This window comes from Actinacidiphila glaucinigra, assembly GCF_035918135.1.
Taxonomy (GTDB): Bacteria; Actinomycetota; Actinomycetes; order Streptomycetales; family Streptomycetaceae; genus Actinacidiphila; species Actinacidiphila glaucinigra.
This window is the reverse complement of the sequence record NZ_CP109144.1, coordinates 56,808-73,608: the sequence shown is the minus strand read 5'-3', so window position 1 is coordinate 73,608 and position 16,801 is coordinate 56,808. Positions and strand designations below refer to the sequence as shown.

The 16,801-nt window shown below is 67.3% G+C and carries 11 protein-coding genes; 4 read left to right on the top strand and 7 right to left on the bottom strand.

Annotated elements, in window-relative coordinates:
* Positions 1–2: 2 nt before the first annotated feature.
* Genes OIE69_RS00355 through OIE69_RS00345 form a run of 3 tightly spaced genes read right to left on the bottom strand, consistent with a single transcriptional unit; the run spans position 3 to position 4,654 of the window.
* Complete coding sequence (locus OIE69_RS00355) at positions 3–2,444, bottom strand: tyrosine-type recombinase/integrase (RefSeq protein WP_326569925.1); 2,442 nt, start codon at positions 2,442–2,444, stop codon at positions 3–5.
* Positions 2,438–3,727: a tyrosine-type recombinase/integrase gene (locus OIE69_RS00350; protein WP_326569924.1), complete on the bottom strand. Its 1,290-nt coding sequence runs from the start codon at positions 3,725–3,727 to the stop codon at positions 2,438–2,440. Before OIE69_RS00350 ends, OIE69_RS00355 begins: the two co-directional genes overlap by 7 nt.
* Positions 3,728–3,736: 9 nt before the next feature.
* On the bottom strand, positions 3,737–4,654 hold the full coding sequence (locus OIE69_RS00345; protein WP_326569923.1) for an endonuclease domain-containing protein: 918 nt from the start codon (positions 4,652–4,654) through the stop codon (positions 3,737–3,739).
* A gap of 331 nt (positions 4,655–4,985) precedes the next feature.
* Here OIE69_RS00345 and OIE69_RS00340 point away from each other — a divergent pair, with 331 nt between their 5' ends.
* Positions 4,986–6,131 (top strand): hypothetical protein, encoded by a 1,146-nt coding sequence (locus OIE69_RS00340; RefSeq protein WP_326569922.1) that lies wholly within the window; start codon positions 4,986–4,988, stop codon positions 6,129–6,131.
* Between the two features lie 557 nt (positions 6,132–6,688).
* Here OIE69_RS00340 and OIE69_RS00335 read toward each other — a convergent pair.
* From OIE69_RS00335 to OIE69_RS00320, 4 genes are all read right to left on the bottom strand, one after another.
* Positions 6,689–7,807, bottom strand: coding sequence for an AAA family ATPase (locus OIE69_RS00335; protein WP_326569921.1), 1,119 nt, complete (start codon positions 7,805–7,807; stop codon positions 6,689–6,691).
* 99 nt (positions 7,808–7,906) lie between these two features.
* A complete protein-coding gene (locus OIE69_RS00330; RefSeq protein ID WP_326569920.1) occupies positions 7,907–10,300 on the bottom strand; it encodes a transposase in 2,394 nt (797 codons plus the stop codon).
* An 18-nt stretch (positions 10,301–10,318) separates the two neighbouring features.
* Positions 10,319–11,077, bottom strand: a complete 759-nt coding sequence (locus OIE69_RS00325) for a TnsA-like heteromeric transposase endonuclease subunit (protein ID WP_326569919.1) — start codon at positions 11,075–11,077, stop codon at positions 10,319–10,321.
* A gap of 186 nt (positions 11,078–11,263) precedes the next feature.
* Positions 11,264–12,304, bottom strand: a complete 1,041-nt coding sequence (locus tag OIE69_RS00320; protein ID WP_326569918.1) for a TniQ family protein — start codon at positions 12,302–12,304, stop codon at positions 11,264–11,266.
* A 186-nt stretch (positions 12,305–12,490) separates the two neighbouring features.
* Here OIE69_RS00320 and OIE69_RS00315 point away from each other — a divergent pair, with 186 nt between their 5' ends.
* The 3 genes from OIE69_RS00315 (at position 12,491) to OIE69_RS00305 (ending at position 16,672) form a co-directional block, all read left to right on the top strand.
* Positions 12,491–14,845, top strand: a complete 2,355-nt coding sequence (locus tag OIE69_RS00315; protein ID WP_326569917.1) for a DEAD/DEAH box helicase — start codon at positions 12,491–12,493, stop codon at positions 14,843–14,845.
* 114 nt (positions 14,846–14,959) lie between these two features.
* Positions 14,960–15,517 carry a hypothetical protein gene (locus tag OIE69_RS00310; protein ID WP_326569916.1) on the top strand — a complete coding sequence of 186 codons (558 nt, stop codon included), beginning with the start codon at positions 14,960–14,962 and terminating at the stop codon, positions 15,515–15,517.
* An 888-nt stretch (positions 15,518–16,405) separates the two neighbouring features.
* Entirely contained in the window at positions 16,406–16,672 is a 267-nt protein-coding gene (locus tag OIE69_RS00305; RefSeq protein WP_326569915.1) for a helix-turn-helix transcriptional regulator, read from the top strand.
* Positions 16,673–16,801 lie beyond the last annotated feature (129 nt).

Below are 16,801 nucleotides of genomic sequence, written 5' to 3'. Positions count from 1 at the left end.
GATCAGGTGGTCCGTGCGGCGATCTCGCCGAAGGTTGGCAGGCCCAGGTGGATGACTGAGGGCTTGAGAGCGGCATCGAGCTGGGTCAACTTGTCCTCGGCGCCGGCCAGGCTGATCTCCAGGCCCTCGACCTCGCCGAGCCAGCCCTCCCGCTGAGCTTCGGCGATCCGGTCGAGCAGGTTGTCGCGGATCTCGGTCAGACGGTCTCGCTGGGACGGCTCGGGCCGGAGGAGCGAACATCGAACGCAAGCGTGCTCGTGGATGCACGACGTTCCGAAGGCCCGAGCGCAGGTTCCCAGAGAGAGCTTGCGCTTCTCAAAGTGGGCGAGGAAGGCGTCCCACTCCTCGTTCGTCGGGGTCCGATATTCCTCGCTGGGACGAAGCGATCGACGGCGGGCGATGAACGCGCGGTGGGCTTCGATGGCGTCCGCCGGGTAGATGGCGTTGTAGCCCATCGTGGTGTTGATGTCGGAGTGCCCTGCGAGGACCTGCGCGATGTGCGGCGGCAAGCCGCTGCGGATTGCGTCAGTGATGAAGATCCTTCGGAAGTCGTGCGGAGCGAAGTCGAGGGGCTGGCCCGCGGAGTCGGTAAGCCCGGTTCGTTCCAGGACCTCGTTGAGACCATTGCGGATCAGCTGACGGGACACCGGTGTGCGCTGGCCTCCGTATGTCCACTGGAACAGCAGCGGCATCGGCGGGTTCCAGATTTTCTCCGCGACGTCGTAGTTGGGCAGCATAGGGATCGCGCCTGTTCGAGGGTCACGGACTCGGGCAATGATCGTGCTGAGCACGTCGGCCAGTTCTGGGCTGACCAGGAGAAGCCGTTCCTCGTCGGTTTTCGAGGGAGCGACCTGGAGCAGAGGCACGACTTCACCACTGGTAGGCAGCTTGTACTGGATCAGGGCGTGATGGCTGGCCTCCAGCATCTCCTCGATCCGGACGCCGGTGTGCTGCAGGAACTCGATCGTGGCCCAGGCCCAGAACGCCCGTTCCTCGACCAGCCCCAGATGGACGCGTCGGCCGGACTCGTCGTAGGCCCGGAACGGAGTCGACGAGTCCTTCTTCTGGCGTGTGTATGTTCTGCCCCTGAACGTGAACTGGCCGCCGAGCGGGGCGGCCTGCAGAGCCTCCATCCCCTCCCGAGCCTCCGTCCAGTTCGCCCTGGCGGCGCGGACAACGGTAGACAGCGCGGGCAGTCGTTCACGGGTGCGCTGGTCCATCTTGGCCTTGCGGCGCTTCTGGTACTTGGAGGTACTGGCATCGGCGGCGCTGACCGGGCAGGGAGCAACCCACCGGCCCCAGCGTTCTGGTTCCTCGACGGCCCAGTGGGCCAGGTCAAGGTATAGAGCTCGAACTCCGATCATGAGGCTGCCGTAGTTGGCACGCTCCGTCACTGCCTCATGGATCATGCCATCAGGCAGCCGGCGGCGCGTGACTTTCGTCCGGCTGACCTGCTTCCATGCGCTCACGACTTCAGGCGGCAGCCGGAGTGTGTCGATGCCGGGCTGGATGCGCTCAATCTGCAGCCAGAAGTTCCTCACAAGCGTCCGTGACACGTCCTCCAAGGACGTGTAGTCCATGGTGGGCTGGCGTTCCTTGAGGTACTCCACCAGCAGGTCCCGGATCGGCTTGGACTGCGGCCGGTAGCGGTCGACGAGCTGCTCGACCGAGACCTGGCCGGACGTTCGGTGCAGGAGCCTCAGTGACACGGGCGCGTCGGGCGGCAGGTGACCCATGTCCTTCAGCCAGGAGTAGAACAGGCTTTGACCGCCCGACGTGGCCCGCTGAGCTCGATGCGCCTCCATGTACTCAATGGCGTCTCCGACATTGATGTCGTCCAGACCCCCACCCTTGGCGATGACCAGCTTGACCAGCACGTTCTTGGCGAGGATGCCGAGGTGAGAGGACCACGCTTCTGGGCCCACCAACTCCTGAAGGCGGGCAAATCCCTCAGGGTCACGGTACTGGCAGATGATGGCACGCAGATTGGTCGAGGTCCGGGTGAGCTGCCAGTGGAGCGACGGCCGGAGCACATCGGCGCAGACCAGGGCGAACAGGCCCGTGTTCAGGATGCCGTTCGCATTCGCTGCGTCGTAGCCGACCCATCTGGCGTTGAGCTTGTTCCACTGTGCTCCGGTCGAGGTTGCGGCGGGAGTCGCGTTCCATCGTTGTTGCCAGGTGGCGCCCGGCTGGTCCAGAAGCCATCGGAGAATGAGCGTTGCGCCCCGGCGCCGGTAGAAGTGGGTGGATTCGCTCGCGGCCCGTAGCGGAGGTTGGTTCAGTCGAGCCACGACCTCCTCAGAGGACTGGCTGGTGGCAGGCCAGGCGTCCTCGTAGGGCCGCGGCGGGAAACGCTTCTTGGCGGCCCGGAGAGCCTCGCCGGCGAGTGGCTGTGCATCTCGGATGGCGGCCGGAGCGCGCAAGGTCTCAGTGCTCGTCACCATGAGTTCTCGAAGAGAGTCTTCAGCGAGTCGGAGTTGTAGCCGGGGGCCGGTGGCGCGGGCGGCCGGTCACGCTGCCCTGCCCGGCGTGCATGATGGGCGCGGACGCGTTCGATCACTTCGTCCTGGCTGGCCGGAAGGTAGAGCTGTGTGGTCGTCAGATGTGCGTGACCGAGGACCCATTGGACGTCGGTCAGAGGCACGTTGGGGTCGCGGGCGAGCCGGTAGGACGCGGTGTGGCGTAGATCGTGAAGCGTCCAGTTCGCCCCGAGGAGATCGTTGGCCCGGTTGAACATCGCGCGCGCCGCGTCGTAGTTCAGCGGTCGCCAGGGCCGCCTCAGCGTCCACCACAATGGCAGATTCTTGCCCCGCGGGATGCCGTCTCGCCGTGTTTCCTCTTGGTAGAGGCGCAGCCAGACGAAGGCGTCGGTTGAGCAAGGAAGCTGCTGGTAGGCGCGGGTTCCCTTTCGGATTACGCCGACCAACTGCTGTCCGGGGAGGGCGTCGCGCTGCCGGCTGGTGAGCAGTTCTTCGGCGCGTGCACCGTTGGAAACCCAGAAGGCCAGTAGGGCGCGATCTCGGTTGTGTCGGAGGGCGGCGAACAGCGCGTTGAACATCTCGTCCGGGATGCGCCGGGGCGCACGTTTCGGGATGGTCGGCCGGTAGCGGCCTGTCCGCTCTTGGTCAAAGGGCCGGTCAGGCTTGTGGTGGGCGTTCGCGCGGCCGCCGCGACGCGAACGGTCGAGCGGAAACGGGTTGATGATCGGCCCGGTGCCCTCGTCCCGGTGGAAGTCGTAGAACGTGCGGAGCACGGTTTCGCAGTGCGCGCGCGTCCTCGCGGCGTACTGCGGGCCGGGTGAGACCTTGCCCGTGATGGCGTTCGGGGTGCCGGGGATCTTCTTTCGGGTCGTCCGCGGCTTCGGCGCCGTCTCTTCGGAGTGGCCCGCCTTCCGGTGTCTCCAGTGCAGGCGCTGGGGCTTGTTCGCGATCTGCATCCACCGGATGAAGTCCCGTGCATCGGTACGCGTTGCCCGGTTCCACTCGATGTTGAGAGCCCACAGGAACCGCCACCAGCGCAGCAGGTCCATGCCGTATGAGCGGACCGTGGAGGCAGGTTTGTCCTCTGCCTGCAGCTCGGCGAAATAGACCCGGACGGGGTCGACGACAACGCCGTCCTGGTCGAGCAACTGGTACGGCGCCCACTGATTACCGGTCTCCTGCAACCTGCCTAACTCGGGCAGGACGAACGCCGCCAAGTCCCGCTCGGGGACATCACCTTGAAGCATCCCGAGAAGCTAGCGGAGAGGCCATCTGACCTGCAAGAACTCACGAGTTAGTTCGGTTAACGGGCCGCGGACATAGCCGTGCTCGTGGCAGTGATCCCACGCCGATGCAGGACTCTCCTTGCACAACCGGCACAGGTAGTCGTCTGCCCGGGTGTTGCGCCTGCGCGGCGACTCGTACAGCACGCCGCACATGTGGCCGGTGTACAGCTGACAGGTCGCCCCCGCACACGGTGGGCACATAGTGACGTACCCCGTCCTCGCGCTGTGTCGTCTCCAGCCGCCCCAGTGCGGCCCCTGAGCTCCGCAGGCGCACAACCGGGCCCGAGCGACCAGCTTCTCCTCTCGCTGCTCCCAGCGGTCCAGCAGCTCCGTATAGGCGCGAGGCAGGAGCCAGGTCTCACCAGACCAGGTCAGCAGCTGCAGCGGCCGGGTGCTGGCGATGTTCTGGGAGTCCCGGCGCTGACTGCAGGCCGCGACGAATTCCTCCCAGGTCAGGCCCCCTGGCAGTCCGTTGGCACCGACTTCCTTCCAGGCGTCGTTCCATTCCTCCCACGGGACCTCCGCCTGAGCCTTGTTGCGAGCCGCGTCGAACATCCACAGCATCAGTCGGCGCCGCCAGTTGGGACGATTCCACTCCTCCGGATCGCGCTCTGGCCTTTCGTAGTACATGGGTAGCTGCACGTCGTCGACGTCACCCAAGTCCACATCTAGCTCCGCGAACGCCCGGCTGGCAGTGCGGATGTCTCGCTCGTCGTACGTCCAGCGTGCCTTGTGCTTGTAGCAGCGCAGCGCTATGTCACCGATGAAAACGTGGCCGTGTCGCTGCAGGCCTGGCATGTGGAGGAGCTCGTCGGGGTCCAGCGGGACCATGACGCTTTGCGTCAGGTCCGCGAACAGTGAATGCGCGTACTCACGGCTGATGAGCATGGCCGGATGGTGGCAGAAGCCAGTGACAACGCCTCCATGTATGGGTGGCGGGCGCTTCCGATCTTCGATACTGACCACCACGGCGCACGGCTTCGATCCGTAGTAGGACGTCACCTACTGGGCACCGGTCGGTTCCGTCGACCTCAAGGCGTTCGACGACGGCGGCACTCATACGACATCCGCGCATGCCAAGACTGCTTGCCCTGGCATGCGGAGGTTGTCCTCGTTGCGGGGAGGCTCTCGTCAGGGAGTGACATGCCGTGGGGTGTCCGCAGTCCCGGGAGCTTTTCCAGGGCTGAGACGCGAAAATCAGAACCGGGACGCTCCTTCGATGGGTGATGATGTTGCGGTGAGTCTGGATTTGAGCAACTACGAACTGCGCTGGCCCGCATCACTGTTCATGTCCGAGGGTGAGCGCATCCTTCGGTCCGCCGGCTCCTGGCAGAACCGGGCGACATGGCTCATGACGGAGGCATTGGTTGGCACCACCGCGGTCGCCGACTTCGAAGACCTGCCCAACCAGACCGCGCCGACGGCCGATCCTTGGGCGACCACTGCCACAGGCTGGAGCACCAGACGGACCGTGCCGGACCAGCACGCATGGTTCACGGAACTCATCAACCGGGGGTCCGAGCTCAGGCGCGCTGCTGCGCCCCGACCATACTGGCCGCAGCGCCATGGCAACGGACTCGCCCACGACGGCAGTACTGCGCGAGACTCCCGGCGCGCCTTCGCTCGGCTCATCAACGAGTTCGATGCCGACGGCTACCTAGTTGAGGCGTTCGGTGAGGAATGCGTCGACGATCACAGCAATCTGCCCGATCCCTCCGAGGTGATCAACGGGCGCTTGGGTATCCCTGATCTTTGGCCCCTGAAGCCAGCGACCTGGGACGAGGACACCTTTTACGGGCTGATCGAGGTATTCCACGATCTGGTGAGCCGTCCCCGTGTGCGCCACTACCACTCCTACGGCAGCTGCGGATGGCACCACTCGGAGTTCCACAACGGCCCCGCGCGCACCCTGTACCGGTGGAAGATCAACCGCCTGCTGCGAGAGGCCAGCATCGAGTACGAACTGGCCGCGGAAGGCGAGGACCTCGGGCGCTTGGTCGCAGTAACCGACGACGCCCGAAGCCAGCTGGTGCACCGTGCACTCAACGACAGCCCACCCGACACCACAGCCGGCGTCCGCCATGCCATCGCGCTCTTCCGAGGACGTGACACGTCGGCCGAGAGCAAGCGATCGGCGATCTTCAACCTCGCCCGCATCCTCGAGGAACGCCGCGCTCTGATCAAGGAGCACCTTGGGAAAGACGAAGGTGCGCTGTTCGAGATCGCCAACCGCTTCGACCTGCGCCACCGCCGGGCCGATCAACTAGGTGATTACGACGACGTGTTCCTCGACTGGATCTTCTGGTGGTACCTCGCCACGGTGGAGCTGACCAACCGATTGATCGCTTCGCGGAACCCCTTTTGACCTCTGCGGATCAGCCTTTGAAACCGCCCCCCGACTCTGCTGCGCACTTCGGACGAGCCGCAGGGAACGGCTACGAAGGCTGCGACGACCACCTCGTCGCAGTAGATTGCAGTGGGCGCCTCGAAGCCGCCCGGGATTGCGCAGCGGTCGACGCGGGCGAGTGGCCTGACCAGCAGTGAACGCGAGGAGCTGGTCGCGCTGCGGCGGGAGAACCGCAGGCTGCGGGAGGACGTGGAGATCCTCAAGCGGGCCACGGCTCCAACGCAGCGGTCAGATTCGGTGCGCTTCGGCGCTGCGCCCGCTGGCCGGGCTGGCGGTGCTGGTGGGGGAGGGCGGTCATAGAGAACTGGGGTGGCGTTTGTTGCCTTGGCGGCTGGCGCCGACCTTGTCCTTCCAGCTCGACTCGCAGGCCTACGCCGCGGAGATTTTGTCGGTCACCGGCCGAAGCAAGGCAGCCCTCCCCACCCGGAGGCGACGGCGCTCGGCAGGCGGGATCCGGCCATCCGGCAGCCACGGGCGTGAACGAGGCCAGCCGCCCACTGCCTCTGCGGCGTGTCTCAAGGGCTGAGTTGGGCGGTGGCGGCGTCGATTTCTTTGAGGGTGATGTTTTCGCTGCCGGTGCGGATTGCGGTGACGGCGGCGGTGGAGATGACGTAGGTGAGGGCTTTGAAGTAGCCGCCGGTGCGTCGGTGGAGTTCGACGGCGTGTTTGGCCAGGGCGTGTTCTTCGAGCCGGTACAGGCTCAGGTCTGCCTCGAAGCCCGCCAGTACTTCCCGGAAGGTCTTTTGGTCTCCGGTGTCCAGGGGCAGGGGGTGCAGCCAGGTCACGGGCAGCAGCGCGGTGGGGGAGGGTGAGGCGGGCGCCGCCGGGCGGCCCGCCTGTTCGAGCCGTACCCGGTTCTCCTCGCTGACGCGGGTCAGGTCCCCGGCCAGGATGCGCGCCTGGTGCAGGAGGTGGCTGGCGCCGGTGCCGCAGAAGACGAGCGAGATGCCCAGCTTGTCGCGCAGGTAGTCGAAGTAGGGCAGCGCGTTGGCCAGCTGGGGCGGGGTTGCGCGGTTGATGTCGTCGATGAGCATCAGCCGGGTCTGCGCCGTCTCCAGGACGTAGTTGACCGGCAGGGTCAGGTCCTGATGCCGGCGCATCTCTAGGACTTCGGCAATACTCTTCGGTTCGGGCTGAAGGCCCAGGTAGGAGGCGATCTCCCAGACCCAGTTCACCTTCTGCTCCGGGTCCGCGGGGGTGGTGATGTGGACCACCGGGATCGTGTTCGGGCGCCTGCCGCCTGTGCCGGCTTCGAATTCCCGCTGGGCGGCGCGTCCCGCCGCCCGCAGCAGACAGGACTTCCCGGTGCCGGCGGGCCCGTCGATGACATGGTCCATCAGACCGTCACGGCGACCGCTGTTGCGATGGACCGCCTCGACGACCATCTCCTGCATGTGGGACATCGCGTCAGTGGGCACCATCCGCAGATGCCGGTGGTAAGCGATGGACTGCTCGTCCTTGCGCCTGTCCGGGCCAGGACTGCTGCCCGCTCGCGTGGGGGTGTCCACTTCCTCGTCGACGAAGTGGTTCCAGCCGGTGAGTTGGAAGAGCGGCAAAGGCCGCATCGGGGTGTCCTTGAGCTGCTGGCGCAGGCGCGCCTCGCGCTTGTCGCGCAATTCCACGGACGCTTTCATCACAGTGTCCTCTCGTGCACGGTTCCCGGTTCATTCCTTCCGCAAGGCTGGCTCTGGTGCGCGGAGCGCACCTGGTGGAGCGGCCTGCGGCCTCGTCGTTCACGGCTGCATGCCTCCCGGCATGTGCTCCTCCCACACGTCGATGACGTCGTCGGCGTCCTCATAGCGGTCGTCGTCCGCACCGGAGCCTCCTTCGTCGAGGAGTTCGGCCTCGACAACCTCGTGCGCCTCGCCAGGCCTCCCGCTGTCGGAGGCGTCCGGTGGGCCGCCGGCGGTGTCGGCGGCCACGAAAAGAGCCTCGAGCGGGTGCGGAGCCTGAACGCCGTCCTGCTCCCCGCCCGCACCGGCGGAAAGGGCCGCAGAGGTGGGCGCGGGCCGGGGCGCCATGGGGGAGATGGGCAGCGCCGGGCGGGGCCGCAGGGTCGACAGGTCGAAGTCCTCCAGGCCCGCGTAGGGGTCCTGGGACGGTTGCTCGGTCTCCAGCCCCAGGCCCTGGAAGGGAGGTTCGGATCCGGTGCGCTGCGGCGGCGGCCTGCGACTGCGCCGCCGCCGGTCGCGCTGCGCCAGGGCCAGGGCGATCGCTTCCTCGTCCTGTTCGCTGCCGCCGGCCGCGCGGTGCTGCTCGGCGTGTTCCTGCCACATGTCCGCGGTCCACGGATCGTGCAGCAGGTGCCGTAGCCGGAAATCGCACGTCACCCAGGTGCCTGCCGTGTGGTCGTGCAGCCACACCCGCTCGGGACGGTACGGGTTGAATCGGCATTCCCACTGCTTCTCCCGACCGGGCAGCTTCGAGCCGCCACGTAGGAGGATCTCCCGGTAGTGGGCGGCGTCCTGCGCGATGGGCTGATAGGTCCGGTAGTTGATCATGAAGCCGCTCTTGCCGGGGGTGACCCACCGCGACAGCAGGAAGAAGCGGTTCTGGGCGGGGGAGAGCGGCACGGGCCGGTAGCCGCTGCGGGCCACCTGGACGGCGTACATGTCGTTGGGCGACAGTACGATGCCCGGCCGAAAGGGATCGCGCAGCCCCGCGTCGGGGGTCTGCTGGTACTCCAGCGCCACCCACTCTTGGGCCATCTGCTGGAGTTCGGCGATCGTGTACAGCGGCATCCGCTCGATGCCGCGGCCGCGTTTTTTGTGGCTGCGGCCCTGCCAGCCGTGCCGCACGTACTGGCTGAAGCGGTGCGCGAGGGTGATGAAGAAGCTCTCGACGAGCGGCTTGTCGGGCCCGGTTCTCTTGCGCGCCGGGCGGCGGGCGATCCGCAGCCGGTCGCAGACCGACGTGAAATGCTCGCTCACATAGGGGCTGCCCTGGTCGTAGATGATCAGTTCGGGGCGGATGACCGGGCGGGCGGCGGTGGCCTCGGTGAACCGTTCGTCGGCTGCCCGCAGCGCCCCGAACGGCAGGCTGGATGCGGCGGCCGCGCTCAGCGGGTCCCAGCCGGGCATCACCGGCCAGGGCGCGAAAGCCTGGGCCAGCATCAGGGTCAGGTCGATCGCGCGGGTCGCCTGGCCGGCCTGTCCGCGCTCGGAGTCCTGGGGACGGCTGGGTGTGATCATCAGCGCGCAGATGCCGTGGTTGGCCACATCGATCAGCGTGGTCATCTCCGTGGCGGTGGGCCGGCCGTCGTCGCCGCGGGCCAGGATCCGCAGCGGCGTGGTGTCGGCCTGGGTGACCTGTCCCGGCCGCAGCACGGCCTCGCGGCCGCCGTGGGGGAGGGACGGGGTGGCGGACAGAGCGGCCCGGGCCCGCGTCGGCCCGGCCAGGACATCAGCCAGGCCGGACTCCTTCATCCGCAGATAGAAGGTGGAGCGGGAGGGCAATAGGGCCGCCGCGGCAGCCGGGTCGTCGAGTTCGGCGGCGTACCGCGAGCGCAGCAGGTCTTCCACTTCCTCGCGGATCAGTTCGATGGTCACGTCCGACTCGCGTGCGCGCTGGGCCACGACCTCCTGTATCGCTGCCAGGCACCGTGGATCGGTGAAGCCCCCCGGCCGTTTGTCCCGCGTCCTGGGCAGCAGGACCGCCGCGTTCTCTCCGGCCGCTTTCCACGTGCGCCGCTTGTCAGCGAGTGTGTGGGCGGAGCAGCGGATGCCGGCGGCGGCCAGCCGCGCCGACATCGCGGCACACCGCTGCGCCAGCGTCGTCCCTGGCCCGAATCCCCGCTCATGCTTGCTTCGGCCCGGCGCCAGACCCGTGTCGATCTCCACCATGCGCGCCTGCCACAGCGCGGCCTCCTCCTGGTCCTCCTGCCGCCCCCACCCGTCAAAGGTCGCGCTGTCCGGGGCCGGCGCCGCACCGCCACTGAGGACAGCGAAGTCCTCTGCGCCCACCAGCCACCGGTATGACACCGCCCGAGGAGTCTGGCCGCCGTCCCGCGGCAGCAGTGTGACCTGCGGCCCCTGCCACGCCACCACCTCCCACTCGCGCATCTGCCAGCACACCCGCGCCCCGATGGACAAAGACCACGACAGCCGGCCCGCACCTGTTCCCGCCATGCCCCGCCCCGCGCGCCTTCAGGCCGTCCAGGCCATGGCATCGGGCAGCAGCGGATGCGCGATGTCGAACAGCAACCGCCGCTGCCAGAGCATCCGGTAGGCGAGGTCCAGCCCTGTCAGCTCGGGCAACCCGCTCGCGGCCACCCCGTCCCGCAGACCGGTCGGTTTCCTGAACGCCGCCAGCAGTGCATGCTCCTGGCCGTCCCCGTCACTGGCAGGGAACCGGTAGCCGGCCAGCCACCCCAGATTGCGTCCGTGTACACCCGTCGGCTCACGCACCTGCCGCACCCGCCAGCCGGCCGCTCGCGCGACCGCCTCGAGCACCTGAAGCTTTGCTGCGGGCAGGCTGTCCTGGTCGGGAGGCTTCAGTACCAGCACCTCCCGCACGCCATCGGCCGTGCGTGCAAGGAAATCCGGGCGCCACCGGCGAAGGCGGCCTCCTGCCCGCCACCGCAGCTCCACCGGGCCGGCACTGAACGCTGCCCAGGCCGGATCGAAGTCCAGCTCCACCGCGAGCCGCCACTGCCGCAGACTGCCGCACACCACCGTCTGCTCCCGGGTCGCCACCGGCCAGTAGGTGATGATGCTTTTGCGGCCCTTATAGGGCACCGGCTCACTCACCGGCCCGAACTCCTCGAGCACCACCCCGCGCAGCCCCGCCGCGCTACTTGAGCGCACCCGCCCGTACGGCTCCCGGTACAGGGCCACGACATCCTGCCCCGCGCCCGGCGCCGCTTCGCCGTCCAGCAGGCCGCCCGAGTCCACCACTGTGCTCACGCTTCCCACCTCCTGCCGCGGTGCCGGTTTCCCGGTGCCACACCATGACGACCCGCGCCGGCACTTCCCACGTGGCTGATCACCAGCGTGACGCTCTGCGATGGCGACCCGCCGGAACGGCTGCTTGCGTCACCCGAACGAGGAACGTGCTCTTGACGCCGCACCCATGTGGTGCCCCGACTGGATTTACAGTTCCGCAGCTGCCATGCCGAGTTGCCAGGGCAGGCAGGAGCGCCTGTCCAGCGAGCCGGTCCGCGCGGCGATGCGGTCGTGTCCCATAGCCAGCCTCAGACGACAACGACGGGGGGAGTGGGCCGGTGCGGGCGCCGCCGCATGGCTGTGGCGCTCCAGCCACGCCAGCAAGGGCTGCTTCCCGACCCCGAAGTCCACCTCCCACCCCTCCATCAGGTGCTGCACGCCGGCCAGCCACCGCGCGCGCCCGGCCGGGTCACGCTTCCCGTCGTGTTCGAACCGCAGCATGGCCAGCGCGAGCGATGCCGCTTCGGGATAGAGCACCAGCGGTGCCGCCCTCATCGCGCGGACTTCCAGCCCGGCAGACCGTGCCCGCTGCACCCAGCGTGTCGCGTGCGGCATGGTCGTCCACCAGTGGACGGCGACCTGGAAGGCGTCGGCGAACAGTTCCTCACCCGCCGGCCCGAACCACCGCCTCAATCGTTGCCGCTGCCGGTGTGCCCATACGGTCTCTGGCAGCTCCGCCAGGTCTACGAAGGCGGGGTCATCGCTTCGGGAGTCGTCCGTCCAGGAATGATGGCGCGGGCACACCCGCCAGCTGTCCGCAGACATCAGCCACGCCGGCTCTCGGACCCCGCGGTCTTGTGCGCACAGCGTGCAGCAGGGCACGAGGTGCCCTTCGGATGGTTCCCACGGCCATTTCCACACGGCCTCGTCCGTACCGGGCAGCAGGTGCTGCTCGGCGAGACTGGGCAGCATCCGCTGCAGGAACGCCGCCGGCTGGTCCGTCAGAACGGCCAGGTACCGCAGGCCCGCGGCGTTCACGTACATCTCGGTGACCTGGGGGTACTTCCCGACCCGCGCAGGATCCTCCGACGCCTTTCCCTGGCCGACACGGTCAAGGAACTCGTGGAGCTCCATCCCGTTGCTGTGGGCGTACCGGTTCACGAACGAGCCCGTCGACTCGCCGACAACGTACGGCGTTCGCAGCGGCAGCGGCTGGCGCGGACCGTACGCAACGGGGATGTCCAGCATCGTTCTCCCCTTTACGTCAGACGCCGTTAACGCACCATCGTCAGCTCCTCCATGGCCAGTCAAGACCTTCATCACTCGTTCCGGTGAACCCCGTCAAAGGCGCCGAAATGTCGCTGAGGTGCCCTTCCACCCTGTAATCAAGGGCAACCGCACAGGCACAGCACACCCCAGCAGGAGGTACAGACCGTGGCCACGCTGACCGCCAACGGCCTGCGAACCCCGTTGAGAGGACACCAGGAGATCGCCGTCGGCTCCTGCGTGACCAGCTTCGCCCAGGGCACACCACGTGTCACAGTCACCATGGCCACCGGAACCGGCAAGACCCTCGTCGGCCTCAACACCGTCCAGGAAACGGCCCCCCACGGCAGCGCCCTGGTGGTCATGCCGACGCTGAAGCTGCTCGAACAGACAGCAGCCGTCTGGCACACAGAAGGCCGCCGCGGCCTCTACCTCGGCGTCTGCCACCTTCCCCAGCCGGAAGAACCCGCCCTGCACGGCATCCTCACGATGGTCCACACCGCAGAAGAACTGGCTGCCCAAGTTGCCAATGCCGACGGCCCGGTGAACGTCTTCAGCACCTACGCTTCACTGAAAAAGATCGAAGCCGCGCACCGAGATTTCCATCTGCCTCGATGGGACGTGCTCATCTCCGACGAGGCCCACCGCTCCGCGGGCGACCTGGGCAAGACATGGGCAAACATCCACAGCAATGACGCCCTCCCCGCCCACCACCGCCTTTACATGACCGCGACCCCCCGGGTCTTCGACCACGAAGCGGTCAGCAAAGGCCTGCGCCCTGCACCGGAGTGTGAGATCGCGTCCATGGACGACCTGAGCCTGTACGGCCCGGTCGTCTACCGCATCTCCCTCGCCGAGGCCATCGACCAGGGGCTGCTGGCCGACTACGAGATCGTCGCCGTAGAGATCACCGATGAAGAACTGCGCCGCATCCTCAACCGGCAGACCCTCAGCACGCAGACCACCGAAGGGCTCCGCGTGGCTGCCGCTCAGGTCGCGCTGCTACGTGCCCAGCACCGCTACGACCTCAGACGCACCCTGTCATTCCACGCCCTCGTGGCAGCCGCGAGCGCCTTCGCCGAGACCCTGCACGAGACCGCCAAGCTCATGCCGGCCACGACACAGACACCTCTCCAAGTTTCCACGGTCAACTCCCGCCAGAGTCCCATCGAACGCCACCGAGCCACCGAAAGTTTCGTCGCCACGCCCCTGCACGCGCCGCACACCGGGACACCACCACGACGCGCGGTCCTGACCAACTGCCGCTGCTACACCGAAGGCGTCGACATCCCCACGATCGACTCCATCCTCTTCGCCGACCCCAAAACCAGCTCCGTCGATATCGTCCAAGCCGTCGGCCGCGCCCTGCGCCAGACACCCGGAGACGGCAAGATCTCCCGGATCATCGTCCCCGTCTACATCGCTCCCGGCCAAGACATCGGCGAAGGCACCAAAAGGACCCCCTTCCACCTGCTCTACCAGGTCATGATCGCCCTCAGCGTCTACGACGAGCACGTCTTCCACCGCGTCAAATACATCCGACACGACGACGACGCCGATCGCCCCCACATCGCCGCACGCCCTGAACGCGCCGACGAGATCATCCCGCTCCTCAGCCTCACCCACGCCGCGCCACCCAACAAGGTGTGGGAACGCGGATTCGAAAGCGCCGAACGCTTCCACGCCGAGCACGGTCACCTCGACGTCCCCAGCCGCTACCTGGGCACCGACCGTTTTTACCTCGGCTGGTGGATCGGCCAGCAGCGTTCCCTACGCCAGAACCACATGCTCCTGCCCGAGCGAATCAGCGCCCTCGACACCCTCGGCATGACTTGGGAGCACCCAAGGCACAGCATCGAGTACACGCTCCAGCTCGCCCGTGATTACGCTGCCCACCACGGACACCTCGCGCCGCGCACCGACGAACGCCATCGTGGCATCCGCCTGGGCCGCTGGATCGCCGAACGCCGCAAGGAAGCCCGCGAGCGCACGCTCCCCTTCTGCTATCACCGGGCCCTCAACGAGATCTACCCCTGGTGGAACGCCCGCTGGTCCAGCTCATGGAACCGCGCCTACACCGAGGCCCTGGCCGCCGCCCGCAGTGGAGACCTGACCTTCCCCGACCTTCGCCCCGACCAGGAAGACAGCACGTTGACCCGGTGGCTCGACGCGCAGATCGACGCCTTCGGCAACCTGCAAGCAGACCAGCAGAATCTCCTTGGCGCCCTACCGTTCGACCACCCGCTGGCCTTGCTGCTACGGCGCCCACGCGGTGCCGCCGAGTTCGCCTTCGTCCGCGGTCTGAGAGCAGCTCGCGCCTTCTGGCGCGGTCACCAGCACCTCAACGTCCCCACCAATCACATTACGTCAGAACACGGACGATCCTTCCGCCTGGGGGACTGGATCTCCGAGAAACGCCGCAACCCCCAGAGGCTCTCGCAGGAACAGCTCGACGCCCTCCATGCCCTGGACATGCGCTGGATCCCCCGCCAACAGCGATTCCGACACAGGAACGGGCGTTAGGCATCCACACCGAGACTGCCGGCCACCGTGCACACAACTCCCGCTCAATGTCGCGGCGACCGGTAGCACCCCGTACGAGGACGGGCTCAGTACGAAGCACCCAGGAGACTCCGCATGGAAGAGACAACCGCCGCTGGTCAGCTGACCCCGACCACCGACGAAAATGGGTACAGCGCCACCGTGATCCACATCGATCTTCCCCTCGGACATTGGATCGCGCGGCAACACCCTAAAAGGCCGACGCACGTGCTGCTCGAGCGGGCGGAAGTGCCCATGGTCGTCATCGTGCTGAACGCTGACCCGGGCGGCGCAGGGCCGGTTGCGTTGGCCGAGACATTCGGCTGGCCGATGTGGCGGGACACCATGTGGCGATGCCCCATGTGGCAGTACCCCAGGCGGCTAGAGTTCGGAGAGGGCTGGTATGCGATTTTCGACACCAAAATCCATACCTTGGGGGGCGTCTATAGCCAATCCTCCGAATTCTCACACAAAATCCCATTCGCCTTTGGGTGCGGGGTGCAGGTGTCCGACCAAATGTGGGAGACGCTCGAGATCGCGCAGCACGTGCTGCTCTGTGCAGGTCTGTCCAGCGACCCATCAGGCCCTGAACTCAGCGGTGCCATCCGTGAAGGACGGATGCGCGCCGTCTTTGCGCACGTACTGCTGGACTGATGCAGGCATAGACGTCCCCGGCACCGCAGGTCGTACCTACGGACACTGTGGGCGGAGGCATGCGAACGTACTGTGAGGCAATGCCAGGCGCGCCGTAGCCGGATTCAAGGACGTAGACCATCGTTTCGAGGACGCGCGTCGTCCGCCACTCGGAACAGCGCACAGATCGAGGATGCGGTTGTAGAGATCCGGTGGTGCGGTAGCCGCCTGAGCTCGGACGTTCCGATCAGCCGTAAAGGGCTTCGTCGTCCCACCACGTCGCTTCCTCCTCAGCGGTCTGTAGTGCTTCATCGTCACTGGCGAGAGCGCTGTTGCTCGGCGTGGCATCGCTTGCTCCGCCGTGTGGTTCGTGGACGGCGGCGGCGTGCCGTGTGGCTGCTGCGCAAGCGCGGCACGCGTCAGCGAGACGCCAGATCCGGCCGTGCGCGCTGCGTGTCAGCAGCAGCGCGATCGGTCCGTCACAGCCGCGGTGGCGCTGATGCCACTGACAGCCGGTTTCCCCGCACTGGCACGTCCGTAGGTGGCCGGGGAGCGTCTCGGAGCGTGCATGCTGCGCCAGATGCGTGACGACGACTGCTTGTGTCGCGGCACTCTCCGGAGTGGCTGGTAGGCGGCCGCACCGCGGGCAAGTGACGACCGTCCCGCTGGGGCCGGGACGGAGTTCGAGTGTCCAGGCGCGCCCTTCTGGGCGGGTGATCGCGCCGTGCCCCATGGAGAGCTGTCCCCCCTGCTGATTGATGGGTTGTCGGGCCGGCGTCCCGAGGCGGGGAGTGCCGGTGGCGGCACACGGTAGTGCAGATGTCTGCCCTGCCGCTTGCGGCCTGACGAGGGCAAATAGGGCAGGGGTCTGCACTGACAGGGCAGGGTTCTGCACCGTGCGATAGAGCGGTGACGATCACTCCGCCGCCCGACCCGAACCTCGACGCGCTCCGCCTGGAGCTGTCACGACTGCGGGCCGAACGCGGCTGGACCTACGACGAACTCGCCGCCCGAACCAGCCTGTCACGCCGCACACTGATCGAGATCGAACAGGGCCGCACCATCGGCACCCTGGCCACCTGGCACGCTCTCGCCCACGCCCTGGGCGCCCCGCTCGACCAGCTCTTCGGCACCCTCTGCGCCGGCCATGAACCTCCCGCGCGGCCTGCTCCCTGACCGCCCGGCGAAAGCCTCAGGGGCCCAGTTGCCGGGAGGCGTGACACCACCCGAAACGGCGACCAGCACCGAACGCACGCGCTAAGAAGCGAACGCCAGGACGACTGATGCGGCCATGAAGGTGACCTG

What these genes read in the sequence shown, in the direction of transcription:
- OIE69_RS00345 (WP_326569923.1), bottom strand. Translation starts at nt 4,654, where the DNA reads ATGCTCATCAGCCGTGAGTACGCGCATTCACTGTTCGCGGACCTGACG.
- OIE69_RS00350 (WP_326569924.1), bottom strand. Translation starts at nt 3,727, where the DNA reads ATGCTTCAAGGTGATGTCCCCGAGCGGGACTTGGCGGCGTTCGTCCTG.
- OIE69_RS00340 (WP_326569922.1), top strand. Translation starts at nt 4,986, where the DNA reads ATGGGTGATGATGTTGCGGTGAGTCTGGATTTGAGCAACTACGAACTG.
- OIE69_RS00335 (WP_326569921.1), bottom strand. Translation starts at nt 7,807, where the DNA reads ATGAAAGCGTCCGTGGAATTGCGCGACAAGCGCGAGGCGCGCCTGCGC.
- OIE69_RS00320 (WP_326569918.1), bottom strand. Translation starts at nt 12,304, where the DNA reads ATGCTGGACATCCCCGTTGCGTACGGTCCGCGCCAGCCGCTGCCGCTG.
- OIE69_RS00330 (WP_326569920.1), bottom strand. Translation starts at nt 10,300, where the DNA reads ATGGCGGGAACAGGTGCGGGCCGGCTGTCGTGGTCTTTGTCCATCGGG.
- OIE69_RS00355 (WP_326569925.1), bottom strand. Translation starts at nt 2,444, where the DNA reads ATGGTGACGAGCACTGAGACCTTGCGCGCTCCGGCCGCCATCCGAGAT.
- OIE69_RS00310 (WP_326569916.1), top strand. Translation starts at nt 14,960, where the DNA reads ATGGAAGAGACAACCGCCGCTGGTCAGCTGACCCCGACCACCGACGAA.